This window comes from Micromonospora craniellae (genome assembly GCF_014764405.1).
Classification (GTDB): Bacteria; Actinomycetota; Actinomycetes; order Mycobacteriales; family Micromonosporaceae; genus Micromonospora; species Micromonospora craniellae.
Genome location: NZ_CP061725.1, coordinates 3,935,614 through 3,948,348 on the forward strand (window position 1 = coordinate 3,935,614; position 12,735 = coordinate 3,948,348).

12 protein-coding genes are annotated in these 12,735 nt (G+C 72.7%); 5 read left to right on the top strand and 7 right to left on the bottom strand.

Going from position 1 to position 12,735, the window contains the following annotated elements:
- The first annotated feature begins 125 nt into the window (after nucleotides 1-125).
- The 5 genes from ID554_RS17710 to ID554_RS17730 all read left to right on the top strand — a co-directional run bounded on the left by ID554_RS17710 (nucleotide 126) and on the right by ID554_RS17730 (nucleotide 3,966).
- Entirely contained in the window at nucleotides 126-1,136 is a 1,011-nt protein-coding gene (locus tag ID554_RS17710) for an ATP-binding cassette domain-containing protein (protein WP_117229077.1), read from the top strand.
- Entirely contained in the window at nucleotides 1,133-2,140 is a 1,008-nt protein-coding gene (locus tag ID554_RS17715; protein WP_117229078.1) for an ABC transporter permease subunit, read from the top strand. Before ID554_RS17710 ends, ID554_RS17715 begins: the two co-directional genes overlap by 4 nt.
- Nucleotides 2,141-2,295: 155 nt before the next feature.
- Nucleotides 2,296-2,718, top strand: coding sequence for a DUF3263 domain-containing protein (locus ID554_RS17720; RefSeq protein WP_117229079.1), 423 nt, complete (start codon nucleotides 2,296-2,298; stop codon nucleotides 2,716-2,718).
- Between the two features lie 140 nt (nucleotides 2,719-2,858).
- Complete coding sequence (locus tag ID554_RS17725) at nucleotides 2,859-3,362, top strand: hypothetical protein (RefSeq protein ID WP_223884132.1); 504 nt, start codon at nucleotides 2,859-2,861, stop codon at nucleotides 3,360-3,362.
- A gap of 103 nt (nucleotides 3,363-3,465) precedes the next feature.
- Nucleotides 3,466-3,966: a GNAT family N-acetyltransferase gene (locus ID554_RS17730; protein WP_117229081.1), complete on the top strand. Its 501-nt coding sequence runs from the start codon at nucleotides 3,466-3,468 to the stop codon at nucleotides 3,964-3,966.
- Between the two features lie 101 nt (nucleotides 3,967-4,067).
- On the opposite strand, the gene ID554_RS17735 is transcribed toward ID554_RS17730, so the two are convergent.
- From ID554_RS17735 to ID554_RS17765, 7 genes are read right to left on the bottom strand one after another with little or no spacing between them, the layout of a single operon-like run.
- Nucleotides 4,068-6,365 carry an AAA family ATPase gene (locus ID554_RS17735; RefSeq protein ID WP_117229082.1) on the bottom strand — a complete coding sequence of 766 codons (2,298 nt, stop codon included), beginning with the start codon at nucleotides 6,363-6,365 and terminating at the stop codon, nucleotides 4,068-4,070.
- Between the two features lie 38 nt (nucleotides 6,366-6,403).
- A complete protein-coding gene (locus tag ID554_RS17740) occupies nucleotides 6,404-6,916 on the bottom strand; it encodes a hypothetical protein (RefSeq protein WP_117229083.1) in 513 nt (170 codons plus the stop codon).
- A 41-nt stretch (nucleotides 6,917-6,957) separates the two neighbouring features.
- Nucleotides 6,958-7,719 (bottom strand): GTP-binding protein, encoded by a 762-nt coding sequence (locus ID554_RS17745; RefSeq protein WP_191088571.1) that lies wholly within the window; start codon nucleotides 7,717-7,719, stop codon nucleotides 6,958-6,960.
- Nucleotides 7,697-8,179, bottom strand: a complete 483-nt coding sequence (locus tag ID554_RS17750; RefSeq protein WP_117229084.1) for a DUF742 domain-containing protein — start codon at nucleotides 8,177-8,179, stop codon at nucleotides 7,697-7,699. The genes ID554_RS17745 and ID554_RS17750 overlap by 23 nt, the downstream gene beginning before the upstream one ends.
- A complete protein-coding gene (locus ID554_RS17755; protein ID WP_117229085.1) occupies nucleotides 8,176-8,646 on the bottom strand; it encodes a roadblock/LC7 domain-containing protein in 471 nt (156 codons plus the stop codon). The genes ID554_RS17750 and ID554_RS17755 overlap by 4 nt, the downstream gene beginning before the upstream one ends.
- A complete protein-coding gene (locus ID554_RS17760; RefSeq protein WP_117229086.1) occupies nucleotides 8,643-11,267 on the bottom strand; it encodes a sensor histidine kinase in 2,625 nt (874 codons plus the stop codon). The genes ID554_RS17755 and ID554_RS17760 overlap by 4 nt, the downstream gene beginning before the upstream one ends.
- Nucleotides 11,254-12,426, bottom strand: a complete 1,173-nt coding sequence (locus ID554_RS17765) for a hypothetical protein (RefSeq protein ID WP_117229087.1) — start codon at nucleotides 12,424-12,426, stop codon at nucleotides 11,254-11,256. The genes ID554_RS17760 and ID554_RS17765 overlap by 14 nt, the downstream gene beginning before the upstream one ends.
- Between the last annotated feature and the right edge of the window lie 309 nt (nucleotides 12,427-12,735).

Here is a 12,735-nt window from a genome sequence, read left to right on the forward strand (position 1 = left end):
GGGACCCCTGCTAACGCCTGCCTACCCGACCCTCCCGGCGTGTCGATGCATACCGGGTATTGCGCACTGCTGCATACCGCGTATGGTGTCGTCGTTCACCCACACACCAACGGGGGAGGCGCAGCTTGCCAGCTGTCCTGGAAATCGAAGGTCTACGAAAGACGTACCGGAGCCGACGGCGTGGCACCCGCAACGCCTTGGACGGCTTCGACATGCGCGTCGAGGCGGGGCAGGTGCACGGCTTCCTCGGCCCCAACGGCTCGGGCAAGACCACCACGCTGCGTACGCTGCTCGGCCTGATCCGGCCCGACGGCGGCCGGATGGCGATCCTCGGGCACGAGGTGCCCGCAGCACTGCCGCAGGTCGCCGGGCAGGTCGGCGCGATCGTGGAGAGCCCGCAGTTCTTCCCGCACTTCAGCGCCCGGGACACCCTGTCGCTGCTGGCCGGCGCCGGTGACGTGCCCGCGAACCGGGTCGACGAGGTGCTCGAACTGGTCGGGCTGCGGGACCGGGCCGGGGAGCGGGTCAAGACGTACTCGCTCGGCATGAAGCAGCGGCTCGCGGTCGCCTCGGCGCTGCTCAAGAATCCACGGCTGCTGATCCTCGACGAGCCGGCCAACGGCCTCGACCCGGGCGGCATCCGGGAGATGCGCACCCTGATGCGCAACCTCTCCGAGTCCGGGATGACGGTGGTGCTGTCCAGCCACATCCTCGGCGAGATCCAGCTCATCTGCGACTCGGTCACCATCATCTCGCTGGGCCGCCGGGTCGCCTTCGGCCCGGTCGACGAGGTGCTGGCGCAGCACTCGTCCGGCGGGGTACGGGTCCGGCTGGAGGCCGTGACCGACCTGCCGGTAGCCGCCGCCGCGCTGACCCGGGCCGGCGTACGGGTCACCACGAACGACGACCACCTGGTGCTCGCCGGAGTGGACAAGCCGGCCACCGTCACCCGGCTGCTCGCCGAGCAGGGCCTCTACGTCAGCGAACTCGCACCGATCGCGGTCGACCTGGAGAGCGTCTTCCTCGAACTGACCGCCACCGCACCGGTCCCCGGTCAGCACCGGCAGGTCGACCAGTCCGTACGAATGGACGGGGCGGCACCGTCCGCGTCCACCGCAGGAGGTTGGGGCGCGTGAGTCTCTTCCGTACCGAGCTGCGCCGGCTGGCCAAGCGGCGCTTCGCCCGCTGGATGACGGTGGGCGGCCTGCTGGTGCTGGCCGTCGTCGTGGCCGGCATGTTCCTCAGCAACCAGAAGATCGGCCCGGACCAGTGGGCCGAGGCCGAACGCGCCGCCGACCAGCAGCACCAGCAGCAGGTCTACTGGGCCGAGCAGGAACGCGCCAACTGCGAGCGGGCGAAGGCGGCGGGCGAACGGTTCTACACCACCGAATGCGACCAGATCAGCCCGCCGCTGCGTGAGGACTTTCAGGCGGAGTGGTTCCTGCCCTCGACCTTCGTCTTCCGGGACAGCTTCGGCGAGATGCTGATCCCGCTCGCGGCGATCCTGGCCATGATCGGGTTTGTGGTCGGCGCCTCCTTCGTCGGTGCCGAGTGGAGCACCGGCGGGATGATGAACCTGCTGCTCTGGCGACCGAAACGGCTGACCGTGCTGCTGACCAAGCTGGGCGCGCTGCTCACCGGGCTGCTCGCCCTGGCGCTGCCCGCCACGGTGGCCTGGTTCGGCAGCATGTGGCTGGTCGCCGACCTGCGCGGCAGCACCGAACGGATGACCTCCGGCGTCTGGCAGTCCTTCCTGCTCACCGGGTTGCGCGGCATCGTGCTGGCGCTGGTGGCGGCGACCGTGGGCTTCGCCCTGGCGTCACTGGGCCGGCACACCGCGATGGCGCTCGGCGGGGCGATCGGGGTGCTGGTGGTCGGTCAGGTGGCGATCGCCATGCTGCTGAGCATGATCCAGGTCCGGTTCCTGGACGCGTGGCTGCTGCCCACCTACGCGTACGCCTGGATGACCAAGCAGGTCGAGCTCCGGGACTGGCGGTCCTGCAACGCCTCGTACACCGGCGAGTGTCAGCCGGCCACGTTGGAGATCACCTGGCAGCACTCGTCGGCGCTGTTCACCGTCGGCATCGTGCTGGTCCTCGGCGGGGCGATCTGGGCGATGCGACGCCGCGACATCAACTGACCCGACCAACTGCGGACACCACCGCCATCACCGACCTCGGGGCCAGTGGTGGCGGTGGTGCATACGCGTCACGATGCGTCGCGTGATGGCCCTGGATAGGCTGGTGGGACCCGGCTGGCGCGGCTCGTGCCGGCCGCCCCTCGCAGAGGAGCCCCATGCAGCCCGCCGACGCCGCGCAGAGCGCGGAGACCGCTCCGGACGCCGTCACGGTGCCGCCGCCACGGTCCGCCCCCGAGGTGGAGTCGACCCCGGCCCCGCCGCCGGAGGCGGGTGCCGCCGGCGGCGCAGGAGCCGACCTCGACGACGCCGACGAAGCCGCGACGGAGAGTGTCCGCGAGGCGGCCGCTCCAGGGCTCGGCGAGCGGGACCGGGAGATCCTCGCGTTCGAGCGTCAGTGGTGGCGGCACGCCGGCGCCAAGGAACAGGCCATCCGGGACCGTTTCGGGCTCTCCGCGACCCGCTACTACCAGTTGCTGAACGCGTTGCTGGACAGTCCGGCCGCCCTGGCCGCCGACCCGGTGCTGGTGGGCCGCCTGGTCCGGTTGCGGGCCTCCCGGGCCCGGAACAGGCGCCGCTGACCGGCGAGAATGTCGGACCGTGCGGCGGGTAGCCGGGGCACGGAGGTGGCGACGATGACCGGAGTCGGCCGGGCGCGGGGCTGCCCGAGGCCGTCTCCGAGGAGCGTCGGCGGGGCCCGGCGGTCGGCGTCGCGCCGACCATGCGGGTACGCTCCGCGTCCGCCCCGCCACCGGGCCGGGCGGTGAACGAGGATCTGGTGTTCCGGTTCGGCCCGCTGGTCGGCGTACTGGACGGGGCGACCGTGCCGGAGGGCTTCGACACCGGCTGCGTACACGGGCCGCAGTGGTACGTCCGGCACCTGGCCGCCCGACTGGGACTGGCCGAACACGGTTACTGGGTCGCCGCCGCCGACCCGGACGCGGCCTACCAGGCGGTGGTCGGCACGTTGCCGTTGCGTGGTCCGGAGGCGTTGCGGCGCGCGGTGCTGCTCACCGACGGAGCCTCCGTCGCCGTCGAGGAGTTCGGGCTGCTCGACTGGGCCGACCTGCTGGACGTGGTGTCCGCCGGCGGCCCGGGCGCGCTCGTCGACCTGGTCCGGGCGGCCGAGCGGGATCACCCTGACCGGCCGCGTCGGCACAAACCGGCGGACGACGCGTCCGCCGTCTACTGCGAGTTCACTCGGTCGGACGACAGCGGAGCGTGAGCCGAGACGGTATCCGGTCCGACCGGTCGAACCCGTCCGCCAGAGGGGCCGGCCGGCGCCGACCGGGTGGACTTGGGCCGCCGGGCGCGGGAGACTGCGGCACGTGACGGGTACGGTCCGGTTGGAGCCGGTGGACGAGAAGAACCTCGAGTCGTTGCTCTCCGTGGCGGCTGCCGAGGCGGAACCGGCCGAGGTGATGCCGCCGGTGGAGGCCCCGGCCGGTTGGTCGCACGCCCGGCGGGAGGCGTTCCGGGAGTTCCACCGGGCCAGCTTCGGCGGGATCGACGGGCCCACCCGCACCGCCATGTACGCGATCCTGGCTGGCGGCGAGGTGGTCGGCATGATCCGGATGACCCGGCGGGACACGCCGGACACCGTCGATGTGGGCATGTGGCTGGGCCAGTCCGCCCGGGGCCAGGGCATCGGGCGGGCGGCGCTGTGCGAGCTGCTGAACCTCGCGTCGGACGCCGGGGTACGCACCGTGGTCGCGGACACCACGGCCGACAATCACGGCGCCCTCTACGTGCTGGAGAGGTGTGGCGCAAAACTGCACGAGGACGGCGACAGGGTGCACGCCGAGATCCCCCTGTACCCCGCCCGCTAGCCACGACCGCCCACCCCGCCGATCATGGACTCGTGGTTGGTGAATCGCACCGAAACGCGGCTTTTGTCAGCGCCAGAACTCCATGATCGGCGGGGTGGAGGTCAGGTGCGTTGTTCCGCGTACGCGGCGAGCCAGGCGACCTGGGCCGGGTCCAGGCTGGGGCGTACCCGGGTGCGGGCCGCCGCGACGTGTTCGGCGGTGACCGTGGCGGCGGTCAGCGACTCGCGCATCGCGGCCAGCGCCGCCTCCCGGACCAGCGCCGCGCAGTCGGCGGCGGAGAAGCCGTCCAGCTCCGCGCCGAGCGCGGGCAGGTCGACGTCCTCGGCGAGCGGTACGTTGCGGGCGGCGGCGCGGAGGATCGCCGCCCGTGCCTCGGCGTCCGGCGGCGGTACGTAGACCAGCCGTTCCAGTCGCCCGGGACGCAGCAGCGCCGGGTCGATCAGGTCGGGGCGGTTCGTCGCGCCGATCACCACGACGTTGCGCAGCGACTCGACGCCGTCCATCTCGGTGAGCAGCGCGGCGACCACCCGATCGGTGGTGCCGCCGTCGCTGGCCTGCCCGCGCACCGGGGCCAGGGCGTCCACCTCGTCCAGGAAGACCAGCGTCGGCGCGGCCTCGCGGGCCCGCCGGAACAGTTCGCGGACCGCGCGTTCGCTCTCGCCGACCCACTTGGACAGCAGCTCGGCGCCCTTCACCGAGAGCACGTTGGCCCGGCCGGATCCGGCCAGCGCGGTCACCAGGTACGTCTTGCCGCAGCCGGGCGGACCGTAGAGCAGCACGCCGCGTGGTGGCTGCACGCCGAGACGGGCGAACGTGTCCGGGTAGGTCAGCGGCCACAGCACCGACTCGGTCAGCGTCTGCTTGACCTCGACCAGGTCACCGACGTCGTCGAGGGTCACCCGGGCCAGTTCGAGGGTGGAGGCGGCCATGGTGGTCGGCCGGACCACCTCCAACGCGGCGGTGAAGTCGGCCATCGCGACGGTCGGGTTCTCCACCGATTTCTGTCGCAGGGCCGCGCGTACGCCGGCCTCCCGCACCAGCGCGGCCAGGTCGGCGGCGACGAACCCGGGGGTACGCCCGGCGACCTCGTCCAGCCGCACGTCCTCGGCGAGCGGCACCGGGCGGGTCAGCACGGTGAGCTGTTCCCGGCGCAGGGCGGCGTCGGGCAGCGGGACGTCGATGCGCAGCGAGAGCAGGTCCGGGGCGCGGAGCGTCGGGTCCACGGCCTCCGGTCGGCCGGTGGTGCAGACCACCGCCGATCCGGCCCGGACGACCTCGGCCAGGCACTGCCGGAACACGGTGGCGACCGGGCCGGGGCTGTCCACCGGGGCCAGCGCCTCCACGTCCGAGACCAGCAGCACGGCCGGACCGCCGGCGACCACCTCGGCGGTCACCGCCCGGAGTCGGGCTGCGCCCGACGAGTTGCTCAGCGCCGCGACCTCGGGTGCCCAGAGTTGGTGCACCCGGGCACCGACCTGCGCGGCCACCGCCCGGACCAGCGCGGACTTGCCCGAACCAGCCGGACCGGCGACGAGTACGCCGAGCGCGACGGTGGTGCCCAGCCGACCGAGCACCTCACCGTGGTGGAAGCCCAGGTCGAGCAGTTCGGTCAGCTCCTCGGCCTGGGACCGCAGGCCGGGCAGCTCGTCCACCGACGGGACGTGCTCCTGGTGCACCTCGCTGCCGGTCCAGACCTCGGTGCCCGTCTCCTCGTCCGCGTCGGCGCGCCATCCGCCACCGACCGTCGTACGCCCGCCGGCCGATCGCCTGGGGCCGTCGGAGACGGCGGTCGCCGCCCGGCCGGCGTCGGTCTCGCCCCGGGTCTCCGGGCCGTGTTCCCACCCGACCAGTGTGTCCATGGTGACCAGCGCCCCCGGGTCGGGGTCGGCGTCGACGACGCGCAGCAGCGTGCTGGTCCAGGCGTAACCGACCCGGGTGGAGAGGCTGCGTCGGGCCGCCTCCACCAGCGTGCGCGTCGAGGCGTCCGGCAGGACGTCCTGGGGCAGCAGGGAGACGTCGTCCCCGGCGGTGACCACCTTGCCGAGCAGCGCCAGTCGCAGCATTTCCGGGGAGACCACCGCGACGATCTGGGCCGGGCCGGAGAGCAGCACCCGGCGGGCGGCGGTGACCGGGGCAGGGCTCACCGTGACCTGCCCGCCGTCGCGGACGCCGAGGTTGCCCAGCGTCAGGTCGTCGGCGTGCAGCAGGCCGGCACCGGTGCCCGGCTCGGCCTCGGCGGCGATGCCGGCGGTCACCCGCCGGCCGGTCAACCGCACCGGATCACCGGCCCGCAGCGCGAGCGCGGTGAACGCCTCGGGGTGCAGCCGGACGATGCCACGCCGGGCGTCCAGCGCAGCCGGACGCAGACTCGCGATCAGGGTCAACTCGGGTTCGCCCACCTGAGCGACCCTAACCGGCCCGGTCACCCCGTCTGCGATCAGCCCGGCGGATCCTCGCCGGTGAGCAGGGACGGGTCACGGCGGATCAGTTCGGCCAGCCGGGCCGCCGGGTCGGGTTCCGGCCTGTCCGGCGTCTCGGACCAACCGGGCACGGCGCTGATCGGCATCGGCCAGGCCGGCGGTGGGGCGGCGCGCTCCCCGCTGACCGTCACCTCCTGGCCGTCCCAGGTCACCCGCAGGTCGTACGCGGTGCCGGCGTGGTCGATCCGGGCGGTGACGCTGCTGCCCGGATGTGCCGCGACCACCGCGCGCAGCGCCTCGGCGACCTCCTCCGTGACGTGGCGCGGCGGTGCTCCGGGTACGCGTTCGGGCGTGCCTGCCCAGCCGGGTCCTGCGTTACGGCTGTCCGGGCGGCTCGTCACCGCCACGCCCGACGGCGCGTCCGGCCCCGGATCGGGCTGGTCGTCGGCCGACGGATCCGTCGACCGGCGGCGAAGCGCCTCCTCGCGCCGGCGCATCCGGGCCAGTGTCTCGTCCAGTCCGCCTCTCATCCGCCTCACCTCTTCCCACGAGCGGCCGGGAGCCGGTCGGCTCAGGCCCGCTTGTCCCGGATGGCCCGGTCCAGCGCCCGATCGAGGACGACCAGCAGGGCGTCCCGCACCGAGAGCCGGTCCCGGGCGTCGAACTGCACCAGAGGTACGTGCTCACCGATGGCCAGGGCCCACCGGACCGCGTTGAGGTCGTGCGCCAGCTGCCCGTCGAAGGCGTTCACGCCGACCACGAAGGGCAGACCGGCCCGTTCGAAGAAGTCGATCGCCGGGTAGCAGTCGTCCAACCGGGCGCTGTCCGCCACCACCAGCGCGCCGAGCGCGCCCCGGGCCAGGTCCTCCCACATGAAGCCGAATCGCGCCTGGCCGGGCGTGCCGAACAGGTAGAGCTTCAGGCTGCGGTCGATGGTGACGCAGCCGAAGTCCATCGCCACCGTGGTCGTGGTCTTGTCGGAGCGCTGGCCGGGGTCGTCGACCCCGATTCCGGCGATCGTCATCTCCGCCTCGGTGGTCAGCGGCACGATCTCCGAGATGGCACCCACGGTGGTTGTCTTACCCACCCCGAAGCCACCGGCCACCAGGATCTTCACCGGGATCGGCGGGGTCCGGCGGTGCGCACCGGTGCCGCCGGCTGCCGCAGGTGGCCGGTACGACGGTGGCGGGGCCGCCGCGGCGGTGGCCGGCGGGGCGGCCCGCCCCACCGACGGCGGGACGGGCGCGGCGCCGCCGTAGCGGGCCGCGGCGCTGTTGGCGGCGAGCGCGCCCTGCGGGGCGACCGGCCAGTCAGGAGATTGCACGAAGTCCATCAATCACTCGCAGGATGACGTCGGGGTCGAGGGCGTCGTCGGCGTCGCTGACGTGTACGTCCAGATGGCCGGCGGCCCGCAGGTCGCCCACCAGGACTCGGGTCACACCGAAGTGCAGCCGGGTCTTGGCGGAGATCTCGGCGACCGAGATCGGTTCGCCGCAGAGTGCCACGATCGCCTGGAGTTCCGGGGTCAGCCGGGCGGCCACCGTGTTCCACGGTTCAATGCCGGGCCGGGCGGTCACCTGGGTCTCCAGTCCGATCGACGGATCCGCGCCGGCCACCCGCCCGGCCGTGAGCACGAACGGGCGGAGTCCGGTCGGTCCGGCCGCCACGGGTTCCGATCCGACCGCCGCCGGTGCGTCCACCGGGCCGGCGTCGCCGACCGGGGAGGGCTCCCGCAGATAGGGCCGGATCCGGAACACCGGCTCCCCTTCCGCACCGGCGGCGTCGGGATTCATTGCTGAACGGAGTTCTTGAGTTCGACGATCAGGCGCGGGGTGAGCGCGCTTCCGGCCCGACCGGCGAAGAGGGTCATCTCGTAGGCGACCGTGCCGAGGTTGGCCGAGCGGTCGGCGACCACACCGAGCACCGAGCCGCTGCTGATCGCGCTGATCAGCAGGTAGCCCTCGGCCATGTCCACCACGACCCGGTTCAGCCCGCCCAGCGCGTACCAACTCGCGGCACCCCCGGCCAGGCTGGTCATGCCGGAGACCACTGCGGCGAGCCGCTCCGCGTTGGAACGGTCCTTGATCGCGGACATGGCCATCAGTAACCCGTCCGACGACACGGCGATCGCCTCCAGCACCCCTGCCGTGCTCGAGGTGAAGGTGTCCAGCAGCCAGTTGAACGTGCGGGCCTCGGGGCTGAGGTCACCGGCGGGGTGGCTCTGGTGGTCGAGGTTCTCGTGTACGTGCGGACTGGTCAAAGTGGCGTTCCTTCTTCGTCGCTGCGGTCGGGACGGACATCGCGAAGAGCCCGGGCGACGCCGGACTCGAACGCGTTGATGAGATCGCGGACCTCGGCCGGGTCACCGGGGTTCTGGGCCACCGTCTGGCGGGGTGGCGTGGCGATCAGGTTCGCGCCCGGTACGCGCCGGGACAGTTGGGTGGGTGCGCCGGACGGCGCGGGCGCGACCGGCTGCGGGAGCGCCGCTGCCCGGCTCTGTTCGGCCCGGCGTACGCCCGACTCGAACTGCTCCACGAGGGCGCGGGCGGCGACCGGGTCGGCGCGGGTGGCGTCGACCGGACCGACCCGGGGTGCGCTCCTGGACAGGCTGGCGCCGGGCACCCGTTGCCGGATGCCGGGCAGCGGGCTGGTCGGTGCGAGCGGCGGGGCCTCCGTCTGCGGCGGCTCGGTGTGGCTCGGCGTGGCGGGGTCGCCGTCGGCCGGGCGGTCCGGTGCGGCGGTGCGGTCCGGCGTGGTGGTGTCCGGAGCGGTGGCGAAGGCGTCCCAGGTCTCGCCCACCTCCATGCTCTCGGTGGCCCGGCTCAGCAGCTTCTGGTCGAAGCCGGGCAGTGCCGTGGCCTTGACCGCCGACCGGACCGGGCCGCCGGCCCCGACCGGTACCGGTCCGGCCTGAGCCGGGCCGTCCGGGCCCGCCACCGGCTGCGGGGCCGCGGTGCCCGGGTCGGGCTGGTGCCGGGTCGGCAGCGCGACGGGCCCGCTCGCCCGGGCGGTGGGCAGCGGGCTGCCGGTGCCGAAGACCAGCGAGAGCCGGGGAATCACCAGGGTGGCGGTGACGCCGCCGCCCGGGGTCGCGGACAGGCCGACGGTCCAGCCGTGCCGGCGGGCCAGCCGACCCACCACGAAGAGTCCGAGCACTTCGGTCGGGGCGAGGTCGAGCCGTTCCCGGCGGGTGAGCCGGACGTTCTCGTCGGCCAGCCGCGCCTCGGTCATGCCGATCCCGTGGTCCACCACGGTCAGCCGGGCGCCGTCCTCGGTGACCTCGCCGCCGACCACCACCCGGGTATGCGGCGGGGAGAAGACCGTGGCGTTCTCCATCAACTCGGCCAGCGCCAGCACCAGGTCACCGATGATCGCCGGGGCCGCCGATACCTCGGCCGGGACCTGGATGTCGACCCGGGTGTAGTCCTCGATCTCACCGAGGGCGAGGCGGACCGCATCGGCCAGCGGAACCGGTGCCATGTGGCTGACGTCGCCGGTGGCGCCGGAGAGCACCACCAGATTGCCCGCGTTGCGCCGCAGCCGGCTGGAGATGTGGTCGAGGCGGTACAGGCTCTCCAGCCGTTCCGGATCGGCCTCCTGCTGTTCCAGCCGGTCGATCAGCGCGATCTGCCGGCCGACCAGGTTCTGTGTACGCCGGCCGACGTGCCCGAACATCTGGGCCACGTTGCGCCGGCTGGCCACCTGCCGTTCCACCAGTTGGGCGGCGGTGGACTGCACCCGCTCGAAGGCGCGGGCCAGGTCGCCGATCTCGTCCCGGGCGCGTACGTCGACCCGGTCGAGCCGAATCGGCTGGGCGGTGTCGGTCTCGTCGTCGGCGACGCGTACGAGTTCGGACTCGGCGACCCGGGCGACCCGGTCGGCGGAGCGGGTGAGCCGGGTCAGCGGCCGGGCGACGGTCCGGCCGATCGCCAGGGCGAGCAGCACCACCACGACCAGGATCAGCAGCACCAGGGCGGTCACCCAGTACGCCTCGGCGAGCGCCGTCTGCCGGTCGGCCTGCACCTCGGCGGTCACGTCGGCGACCAGCTTCTTCTCCACGAACTGACCCAGGGTGATCAGTGAGGAGATGGTCGGGTAGAGAACCTCGACGGGAGTCTGCGACACCGCGTCCACCGGGTCCAGCAGGCTCTGGTCGAGGAAGCCGGGCCCGGTCCGGGCGTCCAGGGCCTCCTGCTCGATGTCCATCAGCGCCAGTTGCTCGGGCGTGATCAGGCCGATCAGTCGGTTGGTCTCCGCTTGGAGGGCGGCCGTGTTGGCCACGAACACGGTGGCGAGCTGCGGGCTGGGTCTGGCCGCGACCAGCACCAGCAGTGCGGCGCCGCTGCCGAGCCCCTCGCTCTTGCGCAGGATCCCGTCCAGCGCCAGCACCTGCCGCCCGGCCGAGGTGCGGGTGTCCACGTCGTACGGCAGCCGCAACGAGTCGATCAGGGTGAGGTGCACCGGCCCGTACGCGCCGATGACCTGGTCCGGGCTGGCCTGTCCGGCCAGCGTGGCGGTGCGTACCGGGGCGAGTTGCCGGACCCCGTCGAGCGCGGCCGTCACGTCCGTGGACAGCTCGTCGCCCAAGTCCCTGCGCAGGTCGACGATCAGGTCGTCCACCTGCGCGATCTCCTGCACCAACTCGGTGCGCTCGACCTGGCGCAGCAGTAGGCCGATGGCGAGCATCCGCTCCCGCTGGAGGTGTTGCAGCAGGGTGCCGACCCGGCTCGCGACTGTAACGGTGCTCTCGATGTCGCCGGCCCGCTGGGCGACCCCGGCCCGTTCCCACACCACCGGGAGCGTCAGCCCGAGCATGCAGAGCAGGGGGATGAGCACCAACAGGGCGAGCTTGCCCCGGATCCGGAGCCTATCGAGCAGCATCGAAGGGCCTCCACCGATCCGGGTCGTGGCCGTGCCCGACCGGTTCCAGCGCGCGGTCGCCCGTGGAGCGGATGGGCTCCCACCGGGTGCCGACGGGTTGTTCCGGCTCATCGGACTCGGTGTCGGGCGCCTGCGGACTGCCGGTGATGTCTCTCGGGCGAGACAACCAGCCGCTCGCCGCCAGGGCGACCAGCAGCAGTCCGGCGACGCCGCCGGCGGCCATGGTCAGCAGATCGTCCCGGTCGAGCTGGTCGATCCGCTCCACCAGCAGCCGGTCGATCTCGTCGAGCAGGATCGGCTGGAGTTGGGTAGAGGCCCGCTGGGCGTCGTCCCGCGCACTGGTCAGTCGGACCACGTCGACCGTGCCGGTCCGGTTGTCGGGCTGTGCGTGGATCGCCATCGCCTCGACCGCCCGCTGGAAGGCGTCGAACGGCGTGAGCACGCTCGGGCCCAAATCGGCGCTCGCCGAGCTGTCCACCACCGCGCGTAGGTTGTTGACCAGGTCGTTGGCGGGTTGCAGCGCGGCGAGCCGCAGGGTGGCCAGTTCGCTGAGGGTGCGCATCCGCTCGGTGGCGGGCCGCTGCTCGGCCAGGACCGCCACGTCGATGAGCCGTCCGGCGGCCACCGTCGCCTCCGGCATCTCTTCGCCGACGCCGTCCTGGAGGAAGTACGAGGCGGCACCCGAGTCCCGGATCAGGCCGGAGGTCTCGCGTACCTTGCCGTGCAGGGCCAGCAGCAGGTCGGTGACCTCCCGGTACGCGCTGAACGCCGCCTCTGGGGCCAGCGACCGCTCGGGCAGCGCCTCCAGCTTGGCCCGGATCCCGGCCCATCGTTCGCTGGTGCCCAGCTCTCCACCGATGCGGGCGTCGACGACGGCGGCCCGCTCGACGGCCTGCTGGAGGTTCTCCCGGGGCGGCTGACGGTCGGCGACGGCGGCGCTCTGCGCGTCGACCAGCGCCTCGGTGACCGGGCCGAGGGCTCGCAGGTACTCCACGCCCAGCCGCTCCCGTTCCAGGACCTCCCGGTCGGCGTCGATGTACTGGTGCGCCCGTACCACGAGGAACGCCACCGGCAGCAGCAGCGCGGTGGCGAGTAGCAGCGGCAGCATGCGGCCCGGTGTCCGGGGCCGGCGACGGACCCGCGATGCGGGAACGGTCATGGTGTCTCCTCCGGGTGGCGCAGCGGTCGGGGATGGCGTCAAGGAGCCGGTCCCGTGCGCCGGACCGGAAAACTAATCGAACGGGGACTGTCTGTATTCAGTCTCTCCGGGTCAGGTTTGCGTCACTTCGAGCGATGTGACGGAGGATCAATTTATTGACTACGGTGGGTGCTTTTTTCCGTGTTGATACGTCATACTTGAGCGTGGAATCCACGGAAAGGCATTAATTTCCATGATGCGAAGTCATCTCAAAGGTTCGCCCGTGGAGGATGTGCGGTTGACCCCTTCCGGATGACGATCGGCCGAGTA